Origin of the sequence: Maridesulfovibrio sp., from assembly GCF_963678865.1 — a bacterium.
Lineage (GTDB): Bacteria > Desulfobacterota > Desulfovibrionia > Desulfovibrionales > Desulfovibrionaceae > Maridesulfovibrio.
The window spans coordinates 1,415,907-1,434,383 of the sequence record NZ_OY787459.1 but is presented as its reverse complement, the minus strand read 5'-3'; the positions used below and the strand labels follow the sequence as shown (position 1 = coordinate 1,434,383).

Sequence of the window (18,477 nt, the reverse complement as noted above, 5' to 3'; positions counted from 1 at the left end):
TAACTTGATTTATCGGAAAGCAGTAGCTTAGCTGAGGTGGGGCAGGATGTAAGGGGAAATGAATTTGCTGATCATCCCGGCCATGATGCCGTAACCTTCTGAATTCGGATGAACTCCGTCGCTTTCCTTGAGGGCCTTGATGTAAGCGGGGTTCTTCCGCAGTGGTGAATTAATGTCCAGATAAGGAATGTCAAGATTTGTGCATATTTTGCTGAATTCTGCGGCAAGTTTCTTGGTATGCTCGTCCTTTGCCGTATCAATCATGGGCGGCGGGGTGATGAATAATGTTGCATAATTTTTCTTTGCAGTCCGCAGGATGTTTTCAGTGCTGGTTTTACTCTGGGCAAGCGGTATGTTCTTAACCGCGTCCGGTGCTCCCATACAGAATATCAGCAAGGCGGGTATGTCGGAATTGATACGGCTTGCAGCTTCAGACTCCCAGCGCGATTCAATGTGGTCGGTTGAGGAGGCCCGCACTCCTAGATTGTATCCGGTCAGTTTATTCCCATGCGGGTCAAGTTGTTTACATATTCTTCCGCACCAGCTCAATCTTTCCGCATCGTTCACTCCTGAAGTAAGCGAGTCTCCGATGAATAGCAGTTGCATTTTCATGTTCCTTTTAAAGTGTTATGGTTTGCGTACTGGATTTATCTAATGGTCAAATTCTTAAAAATAAAGAGAAACATACAGTGGTTCTCTTGTAAATATTATACTGCTGATTATGTTATGGTACAGTTTTGAAAAAAGATAGTGCAATTCATTCTCAGTTGAGCTATCACCTGATTCACCGGAAAAAGGTTTATTCGGTATGGGAAAATTAATTATGAAGCAAGAAATAGTAATAGATTTTAAGAACGTATGTTTCGGATATGGTCGGCATAGAGTGCTGGATGACATCAGTTTCGAAATTCATGCCGGAGATTATCTGGCGGTTATCGGGCCCAACGGGGGCGGCAAGACCACCTTGCTCAAGCTGTTGCTTGGCTTAATTAAACCACAGCAGGGCAGTATTGAGATTCTGGGCAGGGGACCGGGTAAACACGGCGGGCGTATCGGCTACATGCCGCAATACACGACTGTTTCCGAAAGTTTTCCCATTACTGTGCGGGACGCGGTACTTATGGGCAAGGTTGCGCCCGGATTCAAGGGCGTATTCGGATTTGGCTTCGGCAACGGCTCAACCGCTGAGGTAAAAAAAGCTCTTGAACGGGTGGGTATGCTTGAGCATATCGATCGCCGGGTTTCTGATCTTTCCGGGGGGCAGAAGCAAAGGGTTTTCATCGCCCGCGCTATAGTAGACGAGCCGCAGATGCTGTTGCTTGACGAGCCTGCAGCAAGTGTTGATCAGGCCGGGAAGAGCGGACTCTATTGCCTGCTCAAAGAGCTTAACGAGGAAATGACCATTGTGATGGTCAGCCATGATATTTCCGTGCTTGGGCAGGGGGTGAAATCCGTGGCCTGCGTCAATCGTAAAGTCCACATGCATGACCAACCGAAGCTTACCCGCGAACTGCTCAGCGAAGCATATGGTGATACAATCAAGGGAACCTGTCCCATTGAGCTGATTACTCATGGGGAGTTGCCGCACCGGGTGCTGGAATTCCATCCCGGCTCCGATGACAACGAGGGGGACTGGAATGCTTGAGATGCTGAGTTATGAATTCATGCAGAATGCACTCATTGCCGGGGTGCTGGCTTCTATTATTTGTGGGGTAATCGGTGCTTTGGTGGTGGTCAACAGGGTAGTTCTGCTGGCCGGAGGCGTGGCCCACGCTTCATACGGCGGTGTCGGTCTGGCTTTCTTTCTCGGTCTGCCAATGCTTCCGGTAACTACCGGATTCGCGGTCTGTGCGGCACTGCTTATGGCTCTGGTAACCATGAAGGTCAAGGAACGGGCTGATACTTTTATCGGGGTTATGTGGGCGGCAGGCATGGCCCTTGGGATAATCCTGCTTGATATTACGCCCGGTTACAATGTGGATTTGATGAGTTATCTTTTCGGCGGAATCCTTGCTACGCCAAAATCCGACCTCGTGCTCATGTCCGGGCTGGCAGTTATCGTGCTGGCGGTGGTCTTTGTCTGCTACAAAGGTTTCTGGGCTATGTCTTTCGATGAAGAATTTGCCCGTTCAAGAGGGGTGCCGGTAACTCTGCTCTATTTTATAATGCTGGCCCTGATTGCATTAAGTGTGGTCATGGTTATCCGGGTTGTCGGATTGATTCTGGTCATCGCCCTTTTGACCATACCGCCCCAAATCGCCGAGGACAGGACTTCGTCCCTGTTTTCCATGATGATTCTGTCCTCAATTCTGAGCATGGTTTTCTGCGTTAGCGGATTGCTGCTTTCCTACCAGCTTAATCTATCGTCCGGGGCAACCATTATTGCTGTGAGTGTGGCTGGATTTGTGATTTCAGCTGTTGTGGGAAGAATTAGCAATGCCTGTTCGTAAAAATTTATTCCCGGCTTTGAACCAAAGCCGGGAATTTCGATTTCTAAACCCGTCCCGCCTCATGTTCAACAGCCCAAAGTGCAAGATTAAGTATATTCCAGACGAAATTTTTATGTTTTTTGCGACCGGAAATATGCTCGGCAATGCGGTTATTCAGGGCTTCCATATTAAAAAACTGCCTCAGAAAGGGGGTTGCCTGACTTACGGCGTCGAGAGTGAACTCAGCTGAATCACCGCTGGTCCACTTTGCTACGGGCATGGAAAATCCCTGTTTGCGGCGGTAAAGGATTTCTTTGGGCAGGTAGCGTTCGGCAAGTTTTTTGAGCAGGTATTTTGATTCGCCGTCTTTTATTTTTAGCTCCGGGGAAAGGGTGCCCATGTATTCAAAAAGTTCATGGTCCAGCAGCGGGGACCGCACCTCAAGGCTGTGGGCCATGGAAGCTATGTCCACTTTGACCAGCAGGGCATCGGCAAGGAAGTGGACCGTGTCCATCCAGAGCAGGCGTTCTTCCGGTGTATGCGCATGTAAGCACGCTTTTCTGGACAGTTCATATAACCAGTCCAAAGTGAAATTTCCCAGTTTTTCACGAACCTCTTCCCGGTATACATCATTTTTGTAACGGGCGACTTTGTACTCATTACGCAGGATGTGTTTGAACTCCGGGTGCAGTTTGCAGATCATTTGACGCCGCAATGCTCCCAGCGCGGATGTACTTTTAAATGCGCTGGCAATATTGGCTGCCGGCAGTACTTTGTTGCCTATCAGCGGTGCGAGTCTGGAAGCCAGTTTCACGTGGGTGTATGCCGAATATCCGCAAGCAAGTTCGTCTCCCCCGTCACCGCTCAAAGCCACTGTTACGTGTTTGCGGGTGGCTTCGCTTAGCAGCATGGTCGCCAGAGCGGCGTCATCGGAAAAAGGCTCTCCGTACTGGCGGACAACGGCAGGCAGCATGTTTTCAAACTGTGCCGGGTCCAGATATTCCACATGGTGATTCACCCCCAGATGTCTGGCAACCTTGGCTGCATGGCCTGATTCGTCATATTTTTTTTCATGGAAACCGATTGTGAAAGTGTCGATGGACTTGCTCCCGCACTCAGCCATAAGTGCAACAATAAGGCTTGAGTCCACTCCGCCGGAAAGCAGAGCCCCCAGCGGCACGTCACTTTCCAGCCTGATACGGGTTGCTTCCAGCAGTCGGGTATGCAGGGCTTCCAATGCTTCTGTTTCCGTGCATTCTATTTTGTTGGTAAAATCCAGAGACCAATAGTGCTGAAGGCTTATTCCTGCTGCATCCACTATTCCATAGTGGGCTGCCGGCAGTTTGCGGATATTGGAATATATTGAAAACGGTGCCGGCACACATCCGGTGCTCATGAACAGGTCTACAGCCTGAACATCTATATCTTTTGAAATATCAGGATGGGCGGCAAGGGCGCGAATTTCAGATGCAAAGACAAAACCCCTGCCAGTCCGGGCATAGAAGAACGGTTTTTTCCCGAAGCGGTCACGGGCAACGATCAGTTGCTGCTTTGTTCTATCCCAGATGGCAAAGGCGAACATGCCGCGCAGCATGGGGATGCATTTTATACCGTATTCAGCGTATAGCTTGAGCAGAACCTCAGTATCACCGGAGGAAGTAAAGGTGTGTCCCTTGTGGACCAGGTTTTCTCGCAGGGATTTGAAATTGTATATTTCGCCATTGAAGACAATGGTATTCCCGGTGGTGTTATCCGTCATGGGTTGATTGCCGCTCTCGGAGAGGTCAAGGATAGACAGCCGGGTGTGACCTAGCTCGATGTGGTCATCCTTAAGGATATGCTGGAAGTCCGGGCCTCGGTGGGTGAGAAGGTCAAGTATGGGTTTGATGCTTCCGGTGTAGTTTCCGGGCTGGAAGTATCCTGCAATGCCGCACATGTTTTTTACCGCCGGGTCGAAGGGTTGATGTTTCTCATTATGTGAGCTGGTTACACAGTGTTTTTTTTTCGGTCAAGATGTTGGGGGACGTACTGAACTTGTCATAAAGGTTGCGTAAAAAAGGCGGCCTCCTTGTAGGAGACCGCCCATTTGTTTATTCTTTTAAGGCTATTAAGACTGCATGTTACGGATCAATTCCTTGATGTTGGAAGCAAGTTTTGCCACTTCAGTGATAGCCAAGGCTGATTGAACGGTGGTTTCAGCGGACTCAGCGGAGATAATGTTGATCTCTTCGGTTGCCCGGCTGATCTGTTCGCTGGATGCGGACTGTTCTTCAGCTGCAGCGGCAATGCCTTCAATCTGGTTGGCAGAATCTTCAACCATACGCACGATCTCATCCAGAGCGTCTCCTGATCTGGAAGCCAGTGTGGTGGATTCAACAACGGATTCAACAGCATCTTCGGTGACACGGATGTTTGTTCTGGTACTTTCCTGAATGGAGGTAATAGCTTCACCTACCTCCTTGGTGGCATCCATGGTTTTTTCCGCCAGCTTGCGGACTTCGTCTGCAACAACTGCGAAACCGCGTCCGGCTTCACCTGCACGGGCCGCTTCGATGGCTGCGTTGAGAGCCAGCAGGTTGGTCTGGTCTGCAATATCAGTAATCACGTTCATGACCTTGCCGATGGAATCGGTACGCTGGCCCAGTTCTTCCATACTGGATTTGAGTGCTTCTGAATTCTGCTCAAGAGCCTTGATGGCGGTGACAACCTGTCTCACAAGCTCCTGTCCTTCAATAGCTTTTTCTTTGGTGGCGTGGGCGTTTTCAGAGGTTTCGCCTGCATTACGTGCAACTTCCATGACTGTGGAGTTCATCTGTTCCATCGCGGTCGCTGTTTCGCTGGCCCGTTGCTGCTGAATTTCCGCACCCCGACGGGATTCTTCAACCTGAGCGGAAAGTTCATCTGCAGCAGAAGAGAGCTGGTCGGAAATTTCATCCGCTTCTCTTGCTGTCTCAGCGATAGTATCACGCTGGGCAGTTATGGCCCGTTCGTTTTCCTTGATGGCGGTTATGTCGTTCATGACCATGAAAGCACCGATCAATTTCTTGTCGAGGTCATGCAGCGGGGCAACGTCGATTATGGCATAGAATTCACCACCACCTGCTGCATTGCCGTTGATTTCAATTTCAGAAAAGCTGTTTTCTTCTTCAATGCAGCGTTTGATAGTTTCCTGGACGGTGCTGACATTTATCAGCTCTCTGATCTGTTTGCCCATGTAGTCTTCCGGCTGTCCGGAAAGTCCGAATTGCTCAAGCAGATGTCTGTTGATGAAAGAAACTTTTTCATCCAGATCCACAACAACACAGGGCAGGGTCAAACCGCTGAGCAGCCCGCTGGAGAATCCCAGTTTGTTTTTGAGTTCAAGGACCATGTTTTTGACGGAATGGATGGTTTTGCCGACTACATCGTCAGCATAGTATTCAAGTTTTGAGTCGTAATCCCCGCCTGAGACCTTTGCGGTGAAGTCGGAGAGCTGTTGCAGGGGTTTTGTAGTCGCCCTGATCATTAACAGCAGGATTAAAGCTGCGATGGAAAGTGCGACAACGGCAATTATCATGTTGGTTATGAAAATGTCCCGGTCAACACCATGCGACATATCTGCTGTGTTCATCACAAAGGCAAAAGACCAGTTCCAGGGTTTGAAGTCGGTTATGTATGCTGATTTTTTAATGCCGTCTTTTTCATAGGCTATTTCACCCTCTTCTGTTTTAGCAAAAAGGTCCCAGTTGGGGGTGTCTTTCAGGCTTTTTCCGGTAAGGGCGGGATGGAGCAGGATATCTCCTTTGCTGTTAAAAATCATGGCATAGCCTTTGCCGCCGACATTAGATGCCAAAACTGATTTTTTAAAGGCTTCGGTGATGATTTTGCGGCCCACATAAATGACACTGACAATATTGCCGCGCAGGTCGGCCAACGGCTTATAGGCGGTGATATACCATGCGTTAACAACGTAAGCCATTCCGTAGTATGTTTTACCGGACATTACTGTTTTATATACCGGGCTGGAGTCCGGGATGTAGGTTTCTGTGGCTCTGTTTCCATCAAGCTTGCGCACATTGGTGGAAACCCGGAGCAGTTTGCCGGGTAAGACTTCGAAAATTGTGGCTGAACCGCCGATTTCTTTTTTCAGGTCGTCTACTATGTCGAACTTGTCGTTGACAGCGATGCCCCCGAATTCGAGGCTGGGGATAGTCACACTTTCACTTTGTTTGGTGACCTGATTCGTAATGGTGGTTTTAATCGGCGCGCGTTTATTGAGTTTCGGGAATCCAAGTGAAAATATTTTTTTATCCAGAATATCGATGTCCGCTTTTACTTTGTCCAGCAGGATGTCGTTTTGCATCTCCATGAGAGAATGAACACTGTCGGCAATTGACCGCATGGATGTCTGACCCAGCTTGTGCAGTGATCCCTGTACCTTATAAAGGTTGATGCCGGTCATAAATATGATTGTGGCCAGAACTATCAAAATAGCCCCAAGCATAAGTTTGGTTTGAAAGGCCAGTTTTTTTAACATGCTCACTCCTACTCTAAAATTTTAGGCTTAACCAATTCTACCAAGCTTTTTTCCCGGAAAGCTGGCGGGATGGTTTAATAAATATATTCAAGAGACGCGTTTACAGCGTCCCTCAATGGCATTGAGTAATTCGGCATGAGGTCAGTGTGTACTTTTTCTTGAAAATTTTGCCAGAATCCGAACCACCGCATCTTCTTTTTCATGTTCAATGCGGGAAACCTCCGGAGCGGCTTTGGCGTAGTACACAACAACACTATCCCCTTGTGAAATTTTCCTCCAGAAAGCGTTTTGTACAGTTGCTGTCCTTTCCCGTGGCAAACCGGAAGGATCAATAAAGCGATACCGTACAGTATGATTGTCTTTGTCCTTTTCTTTCAAGGTATGTTCGCTTATTTGGCTATTTTTTTCAATAACTATACCTATAGCCTTGTTTTCGCCGAATGCTCTTATTCTTTCCAGCCTGATTTTTCTGTAAGGAATAAAGAAAAGCCCGATGATTACCAATAGAGCCGTTACGAAGGCTATCTTTTTTTTTATACTGGAAGCGGGTATGGATTTGGATAGTATCATGCCTTGATTTAGCATTTGCAGGTTTTGCGGGCAAGGTGTGTCTTTGCACTGATATACGGGAGTTTTTTATGAGTAGTCTTCAAAAAACAGGGAAGTGGTGGGTTCTGGCAGTGGGCGGTGATTTTGCTGATGCTTCTTTCGAACAAAGGGACCGATGCCGGGCAGAGCTTTTGCTCAAAGTGGAGGAAGCCGGAGTCAGGCTGGATGAAAATGTCTGGGTTTATGATGAAGCAAAATGTGCTCAACTGGTCCTTGAGGTCTGTCAGGACCGGGATGCAGCAGAAGAAAAAGCCCGGAATCTGGAAGATACCGGGCTGAATTTGCGGGTGGCGCGAGAATTTGAATAATGATTAATTTCTGCTGAGGGCCATCTTCAGGCCGAGGCCGATGAAAACAATACCGGAAATGGCTTCCAGTCTTTTTTTGAATTTGCCCCCGGAAACGAGATGGCGGATTCTGCCCAGTGCCAAAGTGACGAAGCTGAACCAGATAATTCCCATGCTGAAGTGGATGGCCATGAGCAGCATGGACTGGCGCAGGATGGATTCGCCTGGAGAAATGAATTGGGGCAGTAGTGCAAGATAAAAGACTGCTACTTTGGGATTAAGCACATTGGTCAGGAAACCTTCACGGATGGAAGCGCAGACTCCCTTGCTGCATGGTTTTGATGATAATTTCATCTGCTCATGTTTCCTGCTGCTGCGCAGGGACTGAAAACCAAGGTAAATGATATAGAGCGCGCCGGCCATCTTGACCATTTCAAAAGCTGCCGCTGACTGCATGAGTATCATGGATAATCCCAATGCTGAAGCAAGGGCATGGATAAGCAGTCCTGCGTTGATTCCGGCAACCGTACACAGGCCGTCGGCAGTGGATCTGGTCAGGGTGTTATTGACCACTAACATGGTGTCCGATCCGGGAGTGACGGTCAGAATTGCTGCGACCGGGATGAATGCGAGAGTCAGTGCGTCCATGGTGGCCCCTAGATCATGCCGAATTTATTAAGCTCATCATGAATCTTGTCGGCAGTGATCGGCTTGGTTATGTATGAAAGTGCCTCACACTGAAAAAAAGCACGCGAAGCCTTTGTGTTGTCGTCGAGGGCGGTGGTCATGATGGCTTTTACTTTTTTATCTTCGGGGATTTGTCGTGTCTGTTCGATATCCCTGATTTTTTCAAGGGTCTGCAGACCGTCCATGCCGGGCAGGATTATATCCATGAAGATAAGATCATAGGGCGTCCCTTTAAGCCATTTGTGCTCGAATTTTTCCAGTGCTTCTTCGCCGCAGACAGCGCAGTCTATGGTTTTTGTTTTAAGATTTTGAGTGATTACCTTCAGTATTTCTTCGAGGTACATCCTGCTGGTGTTGCTGTCTTCGACAATGAGAATCTGCATGCTGGAGCTCGTTTGCTGGAGTTTCGCCTATTCCCCGGTTAGGTAGGGTTCAAGTTCGCCGACTGCTTCAAAAAGGAAGTGGTCGATAAGGTGACAGAAAAGATGGCCGACCGCAATGTGGACTTCCTGAATTACAGCGGTATCTTTGCTGGGGATGCTTATGATGTGGTCGCAGATGGGCAGCATTTCTCCCGCACTTATTCCAGTCATCCCCACAGTGACCATTCCTTTACGCCGGGCTTCTTTCAGGGCGCTGATTACATTCGGGCTGCTGCCTGAAGTGCTGATGCCGATCAGAACATCACCTGCCTGCCCCAATGCCTGCACTTGTTTTTCAAAGACCATTTCATATGAGTAGTCGTTGCCGATAGCGGTAAGGATTGAGGTATCTGTGGTAAGGGCAATGCCGGGCAGTGGAGGGCGCTCAAGCTTGAATCTGTTTACCAGTTCGGCTGCCAGATGCTGACAGTCCGCGGCACTGCCGCCGTTTCCGCAGAAAAGGATTTTGGAGCCTAGGGCAAGGCGTACGGCCAATGCTCTGGAAACATCAACCACCAGCTGGGAATACTGTTCAAAAAAAGACTCGCGGACTTCCAGTCCGTCACGGGCATGATCAAGTACTTTTTGCAGAGCTGTCTGGGACATCTATTTTCCTTCTTTTTGCAATTTATGAAACGCAAGTGGAGAAACCCGTTTATAGCAAATCATTCCGGGTGGCAATATGCTTACCATTCTTGATAAATTGCAGGATGCTTACTATAACATGTTTTTTTTATTATGTATCAGAAAAACGGAGAGTGTTAGTTGAGAAAAATATTATTGATATTCATGGTATTAGGTGTAGTCCTGTCCGGTTGCGCCTCAAAAGATATTTCTCCGGGACCAAGTGAGCTGGATGTTATGATCGGGCAGATGGTCATGGTCGGTTTCAGGGGCTTGGAGGTTAAGGGGGAAAACCCGGTCATCAGTGATATTCGTGATTCGCATATCGGTGGAATCGTCCTTTTCAGCAAGGACTGCGCTTTGAACAGTACTGTACGTAATATTGCCGGTCCCGCGCAATTGGCAAAGCTTACTTCAGACCTGCAGGGCTATTCCGATATTCCACTTTTTATTGCTGTGGATCAGGAGGGCGGCATTATTAAAAGACTTACCGGCGAGATGGGATTCCCTGAAACTCCTTCCGCCGCCGAACTCGGTAATAGCGGGGATGTCCATGCTGCATTACGGGCCGGACAGGTAATCGGACGTACCCTGAAAAGTGTCGGTATCAACATGGATTTTGCTCCGGTTGTGGACGTAAACCGTAATGCGGCTAATCCGGTTATAGCAGCACTGCAGCGCAGTTTCTCCGATGATCCTCGCATTGTTTCCCGTTTTGCTGAGTCCTTTATTGACGGACTCCATTCTGAGGGGATTCTTTCCTGCCTGAAACATTTTCCGGGGCATGGAAGTTCCCGCGGAGATTCTCATCTGGGTTTTACCGATGTTACTGATTCGTGGAATCCAGACGAACTTTATCCTTTCAGTAAAATTATTTCCGACGGCAAAGCGGATATGGTTATGACTGCCCATATCTTCAACGCCCGTCTTGACCGTAAAAAACCGGCAACCCTTTCGCGGAAAGTTATTCACGGCCTGTTGCGCAGGAAGATGGGTTTTGAAGGCATTATAGTAACTGATGATATGCAGATGAAGGCTGTCAGCGGTGAGTATGGATTCAAGGAAGGAATATACAGGGCGGTCAAAGCCGGAGCGGATATCCTGCTTTTCGGTAACAATCTTATTTATGAGCCGGGACTGGGCAGCAAGGCTGTTGCCAATTTGAAGAAGCTGGTCCGGGAGGGAAAAATTACCGAACGCAGGATCAGGAAGTCTTATGAACGTATTATGCGGGCAAAAGCTGAAATGTTGTCAGCCGCCAGCCGAAGCTGAGAATGCCGGATAGCTTAATTTTCTTGTTTGTATGATCAAGGCCCTGAAAACCGATTCCTTGTTTTCTGGGCCTTTGTCAGTTTTTCATCGCCGGCAGCTGGATAGTGAAGATTGTGCCCATGCCGGGGGCGGAGTCCACCTGAAAAATTCCCCGGTGGTTCTGGGTGATGATGAAGTAAGAAACTGAAAGCCCCAGCCCGGTTCCTATCCCCGGAGCTTTGGTGGTGTAGAACGGCTCAAAAACTCTTTTACGTATATTTTCGTCCATACCCGGTCCATTGTCGGAGACAGTGCATTTGACCATGTTTCGTTCGTTGCGGATTTTGATGGATATTTCAGGAGCTCTGGGCATGCCTTTCCAATCATTCATAGCCTGTGCCGAGTTGCGGAGCAGATTCAGGAAAACCTGTTCGATTTCGGTAGAAGTACAGGGCGTAAGCTTTAGGTTCTCATCGTAATCCTTGATGATGGTAATTTTTTTGAAGTCATAGCCTTTTTGCGGATTGTAATCCTGAGCTGCCAGACTTGCGGCTTTATCCATTATTTTACGCAGATCTCCGGGAGCCTTCCGGGAATCACTTTTACGGCTGAATTCAAGCATTCCGGAAACAATGGATGCAGCCCGAACCCCTGAATCAGTTATTCCGTTCAGGGTTTTTATAATTTTGCGGTCTTCCATGTAGTTCACAATGGAATCTATAGAACAGCCCGCTTTTTCCGCAGCCTTGAGGTTGGCCGGGATGTCGGGGGAGACCCTGCGGACGATGTTCTGGATTCCTTGCAGAATTCCGCCAAGCGGGTTGTTTATCTCGTGGGCCATCCCGGCTGCGAGTCCACCTATAGACATCATTTTTTCTGTCTGGATCATCATTTCGTCGATCTGGACCCGTTCGGTGGCGTCGTCAATACGGATAACCGCACCTTCCATCCCTTCATTTAGCGGATAGATGATGATGTCTTGATAGCTGTTGGGCGTGGTCAGCCCCTGAGTCCTGAATCCGGTTTCAGGGATCCCGGTTTCAATAGCCTGAGTGATGCTGTATGCATATTTTGCAAGCGAAGGAAAAGCTTCCTCCACTTCCGCACCTTCAATTTCATTTTTAGGGATTACTGCCAGCCTTTGAGCTGCGGAATTGAAATGGGTAATTCTTGAATTATTATCAAGTCCTATGATTATCGAAGGCATGGAATCGAGTATGTTGCGGATGTAATTTCTGGTTTCCTGAAGCTCGGTCTCCATCTGTTTGCGCTTGGTAATATCGGTACCTACACAGAGGATTTCAGTCAGTTCCCCCTTATCGTCAAAGACTGGACTGTTGGTCCAGTGAACCCAGACACAGCTCCCGTCTTTGCGGCTGTTCCGGTTGGTGTTGTCCGGGAATTCCTCAGGATTGCTGATCAGTTCCTGCACAAATTGTTCAAGGCCGGATTCGCCTTTTTCTGTCTTTGGAATCAAGGTCCCGATTATACTTTTCCCGATTATTTCCTGCTTAGTGAAACCGAAGAAATGCTGGGCGTATTCATTAAAAAAAGTACACCGTCCCTTGCGGTCCATCCTTAAAATTATGGACCGGGCGGTATGCACGAGGTCGTGATATTCCTGCCTTGATATAGTCAGCTTTTGCGAATGGGATGTCACTTCATCGAGCAGCCTGAGAATATTCCCGGAAAAGAATTCCGTGGCAGCTACATAGTTCCGGTTTTCCTCAAATGACATTTTACGGGCTTCGGTTTCCCAGTCCACTTTGCGGATTCGTTCAGCTGTGGCTTCGATGGCCGGCAGGTTGTCTCTTTTTTCGTCCGGTGCTGCGGAGACTCTTTTCAGTAGATTGTCGATTCTTTTAAAATCCTGCTCATTCTTTTCAAGGTCCCATGTCAGGAACGCCGACCTTTTTATCAGGATTCCGAGGCAACCTGCTGTAAACAGAATCAGGATCAGACCGGTATAAAATTCAGTGGATACGTTTTTGCCCACGGTCAGGGAGAGCCCTCCGAATTCTTTTACTTTGGCTTCAGCGGATGAAAATACGCGAAAATGGGAAAAATAAAGTTTGCTCAGCTTTAGCGAACCGGGAACGTAGCTGTTTTTTGAATTGAAAATATAGTTCCCGTTTTTGTCTTTAATCTGCAGTTCCGTATTGTGCGGCGAAACAGGAAGAAGGCAATCCGGTGGAACCTTCGCAATGGCGAAACTGTGGTCCAGTCGCTGGACGAGATAAGCCTGACTTTCACCTTTATCCTGCTGGGATATGAGTATTGACTGGCCGGGGACGAAGTCTTTCACTTCCTGAAAAAAAGGGGATTCTGCAACTGATTTGGTGTCAGATGGAAAAGGTCTGCTGTTAACCACTTCTCCGTCAGGAGATATCCTGAGGATGGACATGCCGTGATCGAAAGTGGCCCGGGAAGTTACTACGGTTTCCAGAAAATAGATTCGCTCAACAAGGTAGTTGGCCCATGTTGCGGCTTTGTTGTCCACCTCTTTGGTCACAGACCAGAGGAAGAGGCTGATGAAACAGATTGAGCTTGCGATGAAAATGGTCAGGAACAAGCAAAGGTAGTTCCTGATACGGTTGTTAAGCTTATGTATGCTTCTTATCTTCATTGGAAATATGTGATCCGCCCTTGAAAGGGCCTTTGTGGGCATTTCGCCCGATGCTTTTACCGGGTCATATATATGAAAGGAGATCCTGTAAACATTTTCCTCCCTCCCTTAGAGGGAAAGATTTTCCTCTTCACACAGGGCAGATCTTTCCCGTTTGATCTTTTTGCACCCCGGTATTTTTTTACATTAAGAAAGATTTATTTTTAAAAATCCTGTCTAAACAAGATCTTGTGTATTCTTTTTGGAAATTAATAAACGCTTGTCAGGCGGCAGGCATACCCATTGCAAATACTCTCGCAGAGTAAACCTCTATCCAAGCAACAAGGGAGGATGTCCGGAGTAAAACAGACCGTTATTTTTACGAGCATATAAAGGCATTTGGCCGATGTGGTTCTCGGAGGTTGGTAATGTGCGGAACTATCCGCATAGAGAAATTTCCCACAAGGGACATGTGAGAATTGCTGCCGTATGGCCGTGCCTGTACAGAGTCGCGGACTCATTAACAGGGGTCCCGCGTCTTAACCGAAGATTAAGCGGACACCTGCGTGAGTCCAAATGCAGGTAATGCCCGAAGATGCTCAAAACAAAGTATCGGTTGTTATCCGGGCTGACCGGCCATAGGCCGCATGTCGAACTGTTCCGGAGGGTATTTTATGCAGTAGAAATTCAAGCGGATTTTGTACTGACTAAGTTAACCAGTAAAAGGTCGGAGTGGAAGGAACCACTCAGGCGAATTTTATAGATAATTCAAGGAGGAATTATTATGTCGCTCGTAATTAATCACAACTTGATGGCAATGAACGCACAACGCAACCTGAGTGAATCGTATGGTGCTCTCGGAACCTCAACCCGTCGCCTGTCTTCAGGGCTTCGTGTAGGAACCGCAGCTGACGATGCCGCAGGTCTGGCAATTCGCGAACTCATGCGTGCAGATATTAAGTCCCTTAACCAGGGTATCCGCAACGCCAACGATGCCATCTCCATGATCCAGACTGCTGATGGAGCACTGGGTGTTATCGATGAAAAGCTCATCCGTATGAAGGAACTGGCAACTCAGGCCGCAACCGGTACCTACAACTCTGACCAGCGTCTTATTATCGACTCTGAATATCAGGCAATGGCTTCAGAAATTACCCGTATCGCAAATGCGACCGACTTCAACGGAATTCACCTGCTGAACGGTAACATGTCCGGTGAAAACAGTTCCCATGACGGTTCCGGACTTACGTCCTCCGGTCCGGTAAAGGTTCACTTCGGTACCGGAAACGATTCTGCGGAAGACTACTACTATGTCTCCATCGGAACCTCTACCGCTTCGGCTCTCGGTGTCGGTATGGGTGCCAACAACTCCATCTCAACCCAGCAGTTGGCGCAGGAATCCCTTGATAAGTTGCAGAATGCAATTATCTCCAAGGATAAGATTCGTGCAAACCTCGGTGCTCTCCAGAACAGACTGGAAAACACCATTACCAACCTCTCGATTCAGGCTGAAAACGTTCAGGCTTCGGAATCCCGTATTTCCGACGTAGACGTAGCGACTGAAATGACTGAGTTCACCAGGAACCAGATTCTCACTCAGTCCGCAGTAGCCATGCTCTCCCAGGCAAACGGTATGCCCAGGATGGCAATGCAGCTCATCGGTGGCTAATAACCACGGGTGGGTTATATACAACTCAGAAAGGGGGGTCCGTATTTCCGGGCCTCCCTTTTCTATTTTCTCGACCAATTACGAATACTTTACAGCGGGAGCTTGATTTCTTTGATTATAGTTTCCTGATTTTATCTTTTTGAGAAGTATCTGCTTAATAGTGGTGTCTGGTTGGCTGTCCTTTACTTTTTTGAAAGAATATCGTAATTATCGCCCCTGAATTTTATTATGCAGATACAACCCTGCCGTTAATCCAGCCTGCGGACGGAATCCATCCGGTTCCTCTTTTCAGTTCAACGAATGACTAGAAACGCCGTCCGGTCATGCCTGATGTCATCTCTTCATACACAGGTATCAATTCACTGTGCAGCCATAAGGAACCGGAGCTGTGCCAGCAATAAAGGAGATCGTTTTGTCTACAAAAAAAGTATATTTTATCGAAGGTGACGGTATCGGCCCTGAAGTATGGGGAGCTGCCCGTCCTGTTATTGATGCTGCTCTTGAGAAAGCTTACTCAGGTGATAAAAAGATTGAATGGGTAGAGCTTCTTGCGGGAGAAAAAGCTTATGAGGCTACAGGTGAATATCTGCCCAAGGAAACCCTCGATGCCCTCGCCAAGGCTGAGTTGGCTATTAAAGGCCCTCTTCAGACCCCGGTCGGCAAAGGTATCCGTTCACTCAACGTTACCCTGAGACAGGTTTTTGATCTCTATGCCTGCATCCGCCCCATCCGCTACTTTGAAGGTATTGAATCTCCGGTAAAACGTCCTGATCTCGTCGATATCGTTGTTTTCCGCGAAAATACCGAAGACGTTTATGCCGGAATCGAGTGGAGTTCTGCATCCCCCGAAGCAAAGAAAGTAATAGATTTTCTGGTGAATGAAATGGGTGCCAAGATCGATCCCACTGCAGGAGTAGGCATTAAGCCCATCACCCCCGCAGGCTCCAAGCGTTTGGTCCGCCGTGCCATTGACTACGCCATTGCCCAGAACCGCAAGTCTGTCACTCTGGTCCACAAAGGTAATATCATGAAATTCACCGAAGGCGGTTTCCGCCAGTGGGGTTATGATCTTGCCGAGGAAGAGTATGCAGGCAAGGTTGTCAAGGAAGGCGAAGACGCCACCGGCAAGGTTGTCGTCAATGATCGTATCGCTGATGCCATGTTTCAGGAGCTGCTCATGCGCCCTGAACAGTACAGCGTAGTTGCTACCACCAACCTTAACGGTGATTACCTTTCCGACGCATTGGCTGCACAGGTTGGCGGTCTCGGACTTGCTCCGGGGGTTAACATGGGCGATAAACTCGCTATCTATGAAGCAACCCATGGAACCGCACCTACCATCGCCGGAAAAGATCTCGCCAACCCCGGTAGCATCCTGCTGTCCGGTGCCATGCTGCTGGAAAATAACGACATGGGAGATGCAGCAGTCCTGATCAAGAATGCAGTTGAAAAAGCTCTTGCTGCCAAGAAGGTAACCGTGGATCTGGCCGGCCAGATCAGCGGTGCAGAACAGGTCGGTTGCAAGGAATTCGGTGAAATCATCCTCGCCAACCTGTAGTAAAGACTCAGGACACAGCTGATAGTTTACAAAAAGTTGTAAATATAAGGCCCTCCCCGTGATTGACGTGGGAGGGCCTTTTTTTTGCGCACAGCACCTTACCGAGATTCAGCCAGTCATTATTTTACAGTCAGGAACTGACATTCAGGTGCTTCCAGATTTGTGACAGTATTTTATTGAACCTTGAATCTAATGCCTTTTTTTGTCTGTTTCAGTTCAATGTAGCTGTCCGGATTGTATATTTCTGTTGTTGATATTTTTAGTTTGTCGAGATCGTAGACGTCCGGGATGGTGCGGACAACCAAATTCATTTTATCAAATCCCTTGAGCAGTTGTTTGCTTTGTCCGGGAATAAGCCTGAATTGAGCTAAGCAGACCTTGTTTTCCGCAACAAGAACTGATCCAGCCACAGGATATCCACATTTGTTTTTTATGGTCAGGGCGGCTGCAGGAGTTGCTGCATAGAAGAGAAATATAATTACGGCGGTGGTGAGTGCTTTCATAGTTTGTCCCTTGTCCGGGCTTTTTGTTGCGGTAACATATTCGTAAGAATCTTCAGCGGGATTATTCAGGAAGTAAATTATAAAATCAACCCCGGTTCAGTTATTAAAATTTTCATACTTTTGGTTGATCAGGTGAGTGGATACTCCTGTTACAAGGACGTGTTCTCAGTTGACTATCCTTGGATCTTACGTAAAGTGTGCGCGTCGGAAATAAAGTTATAATTCATATCGGAGCCAAACTATGCAACGAATAATATTTTTTTTAATTTTTATATTTTGTTCCTGCCCCGCTTTCGCCGCGCAGGAAAAGGCCCCGCAAGTGCCGCCTGCACATGTGGCGACATCAAAATCCTTTGCCGGGCAGGTCGCGCCTGAATCTTCTTATATAGGCACTGTTTATTTTTCTGAAACTTCCGATGTTGCATCCGAGGTCAGCGGTAAAATTGTACAGGTCGATGTTGAGGAGGGGGACACCGTTAAAAAAGGTGATGTGCTCATCAGGCTCAGTTCCGATCTTTTGAATACGGAAATTCGGGCTGCGAAGGCTGCCTACGCTGAATCCAAGGCCAACTATGATCTCGCCAAACGTGATGACCAGCGTATAACCAAGCTTTTCAAGAGCGGATCTGTCCATGAAGGGGAGTATGACTCCAAGCGGTTCAAGGCCATTGCAATGGAGAGCGAACTAGCTTCGTCTCAGGCCAAGCTTCAGCGCCTTCAGATTCAGCTTTCCAAAAAAACAATCCGCGCACCTTTTGACGGTATTGTGCTTAAACGCTCCGTATATCTTGGCGAATGGCTTTCCGTCGGTGCCGATGTGGTCAAACTGGGCATGAATACAAGCTACGATGTTGTGGTCAACGTTCCTCAGGATGTTGCCCAGGTGGTCAAACCCGGTCTTGAAGTGGGTATTTCTGCTGCAGGCAAGGAATACAAAGGCAAGGTTTTTGCTGTAATTCCGCGTGGTGATGTTGCCAGCCGAACTTTCCCGGTAAAGATCAGAATTTTCAGCAATAACGTGTTCAAGCAGGGTATGGAAGCCCGTGTTTCCCTGCCCAACGGTCTCGCCAGCGAAACAGTTGTGGTGCCCCGTGATGCAGTTCTCACCCTGCGCGGTACAACCATGGTTATCGGGATTATTGACGGCAAGGCTCAGCCTTTTCCGGTTCAGGTCGTAGGTTTCAAGGGCATGAATGCCGGAGTTCGCGGCGAGGGCCTTAAGGCCGGAATGGATATCGTCACCAAGGGTAACGAAAGGCTCAGACCCGGACAGCCCGTAGTTATTGACAATAAATAGCCCGGCGGGCCGGAGTAATT

At 48.1% G+C, this 18,477-nt stretch carries 16 protein-coding genes; 7 read left to right on the top strand and 9 right to left on the bottom strand.

From position 1 onward, the window contains the following. Positions 1 to 27: 27 nt before the first annotated feature. Positions 28 to 606 (bottom strand): GDSL-type esterase/lipase family protein, encoded by a 579-nt coding sequence (locus tag ACKU41_RS06705; RefSeq protein WP_321404728.1) that lies wholly within the window; start codon positions 604 to 606, stop codon positions 28 to 30. Positions 607 to 823: 217 nt separating this feature from the next. Between ACKU41_RS06705 and ACKU41_RS06700 the strand changes: the two genes are divergently transcribed. Together ACKU41_RS06700 and ACKU41_RS06695 are read left to right on the top strand one after the other, a co-directional pair. Next, positions 824 to 1,645 carry an ATP-binding cassette domain-containing protein gene (locus tag ACKU41_RS06700; RefSeq protein ID WP_319780571.1) on the top strand — a complete coding sequence of 274 codons (822 nt, stop codon included), beginning with the start codon at positions 824 to 826 and terminating at the stop codon, positions 1,643 to 1,645. Next, the gene (locus tag ACKU41_RS06695) at positions 1,638 to 2,450 is read left to right on the top strand and encodes a metal ABC transporter permease (RefSeq protein ID WP_319780570.1); all 813 of its coding nucleotides are present in this window, start codon (positions 1,638 to 1,640) and stop codon (positions 2,448 to 2,450) included. Before ACKU41_RS06700 ends, ACKU41_RS06695 begins: the two co-directional genes overlap by 8 nt. A 43-nt stretch (positions 2,451 to 2,493) precedes the next feature. Here the strand turns inward: ACKU41_RS06695 and asnB are convergent, their stop codons facing one another. The 3 genes from asnB to ACKU41_RS06680 all read right to left on the bottom strand — a co-directional run bounded on the left by asnB (position 2,494) and on the right by ACKU41_RS06680 (position 7,449). Continuing rightward, positions 2,494 to 4,365 (bottom strand): asparagine synthase (glutamine-hydrolyzing), encoded by a 1,872-nt coding sequence (gene asnB / locus ACKU41_RS06690; protein WP_321404726.1) that lies wholly within the window; start codon positions 4,363 to 4,365, stop codon positions 2,494 to 2,496. Between the two features lie 171 nt (positions 4,366 to 4,536). Beyond that, the gene (locus ACKU41_RS06685; protein WP_321404725.1) at positions 4,537 to 6,945 is read right to left on the bottom strand and encodes a Cache 3/Cache 2 fusion domain-containing protein; all 2,409 of its coding nucleotides are present in this window, start codon (positions 6,943 to 6,945) and stop codon (positions 4,537 to 4,539) included. Between the two features lie 141 nt (positions 6,946 to 7,086). Further along, the gene (locus ACKU41_RS06680; protein ID WP_321404724.1) at positions 7,087 to 7,449 is read right to left on the bottom strand and encodes a hypothetical protein; all 363 of its coding nucleotides are present in this window, start codon (positions 7,447 to 7,449) and stop codon (positions 7,087 to 7,089) included. Positions 7,450 to 7,583: 134 nt separating this feature from the next. Here ACKU41_RS06680 and ACKU41_RS06675 point away from each other — a divergent pair, with 134 nt between their 5' ends. Continuing rightward, complete coding sequence (locus ACKU41_RS06675; protein ID WP_321404723.1) at positions 7,584 to 7,862, top strand: hypothetical protein; 279 nt, start codon at positions 7,584 to 7,586, stop codon at positions 7,860 to 7,862. A 3-nt stretch (positions 7,863 to 7,865) separates the two neighbouring features. On the opposite strand, the gene ACKU41_RS06670 is transcribed toward ACKU41_RS06675, so the two are convergent. Genes ACKU41_RS06670 through ACKU41_RS06660 form a run of 3 tightly spaced genes read right to left on the bottom strand, consistent with a single transcriptional unit; the run spans position 7,866 to position 9,556 of the window. Then, positions 7,866 to 8,489 (bottom strand): LysE family translocator, encoded by a 624-nt coding sequence (locus ACKU41_RS06670; RefSeq protein ID WP_321404721.1) that lies wholly within the window; start codon positions 8,487 to 8,489, stop codon positions 7,866 to 7,868. 8 nt (positions 8,490 to 8,497) lie between these two features. After that, positions 8,498 to 8,911, bottom strand: coding sequence for a response regulator (locus tag ACKU41_RS06665; protein ID WP_319780563.1), 414 nt, complete (start codon positions 8,909 to 8,911; stop codon positions 8,498 to 8,500). Positions 8,912 to 8,938: 27 nt separating this feature from the next. Beyond that, a complete protein-coding gene (locus ACKU41_RS06660; protein ID WP_319780562.1) occupies positions 8,939 to 9,556 on the bottom strand; it encodes a D-sedoheptulose 7-phosphate isomerase in 618 nt (205 codons plus the stop codon). 159 nt (positions 9,557 to 9,715) lie between these two features. On the opposite strand from ACKU41_RS06660, the gene ACKU41_RS06655 reads away from it, so the two are divergent. Continuing rightward, positions 9,716 to 10,846, top strand: a complete 1,131-nt coding sequence (locus ACKU41_RS06655) for a glycoside hydrolase family 3 protein (protein ID WP_321404720.1) — start codon at positions 9,716 to 9,718, stop codon at positions 10,844 to 10,846. Between the two features lie 76 nt (positions 10,847 to 10,922). On the opposite strand, the gene ACKU41_RS06650 is transcribed toward ACKU41_RS06655, so the two are convergent. Beyond that, entirely contained in the window at positions 10,923 to 13,451 is a 2,529-nt protein-coding gene (locus tag ACKU41_RS06650) for a PAS domain S-box protein (RefSeq protein ID WP_321404719.1), read from the bottom strand. A gap of 763 nt (positions 13,452 to 14,214) precedes the next feature. Between ACKU41_RS06650 and ACKU41_RS06645 the strand changes: the two genes are divergently transcribed. Both ACKU41_RS06645 and icd read left to right on the top strand, forming a co-directional pair. After that, complete coding sequence (locus tag ACKU41_RS06645; protein ID WP_319780559.1) at positions 14,215 to 15,099, top strand: flagellin; 885 nt, start codon at positions 14,215 to 14,217, stop codon at positions 15,097 to 15,099. 412 nt (positions 15,100 to 15,511) lie between these two features. Next, on the top strand, positions 15,512 to 16,657 hold the full coding sequence (icd, locus tag ACKU41_RS06640) for an NADP-dependent isocitrate dehydrogenase (protein ID WP_321404717.1): 1,146 nt from the start codon (positions 15,512 to 15,514) through the stop codon (positions 16,655 to 16,657). Positions 16,658 to 16,830: 173 nt separating this feature from the next. On the opposite strand, the gene ACKU41_RS06635 is transcribed toward icd, so the two are convergent. After that, the gene (locus ACKU41_RS06635; RefSeq protein ID WP_321404716.1) at positions 16,831 to 17,160 is read right to left on the bottom strand and encodes a hypothetical protein; all 330 of its coding nucleotides are present in this window, start codon (positions 17,158 to 17,160) and stop codon (positions 16,831 to 16,833) included. A 241-nt stretch (positions 17,161 to 17,401) separates the two neighbouring features. On the opposite strand from ACKU41_RS06635, the gene ACKU41_RS06630 reads away from it, so the two are divergent. Then, positions 17,402 to 18,457, top strand: a complete 1,056-nt coding sequence (locus ACKU41_RS06630; protein ID WP_321404715.1) for an efflux RND transporter periplasmic adaptor subunit — start codon at positions 17,402 to 17,404, stop codon at positions 18,455 to 18,457. Positions 18,458 to 18,477 lie beyond the last annotated feature (20 nt).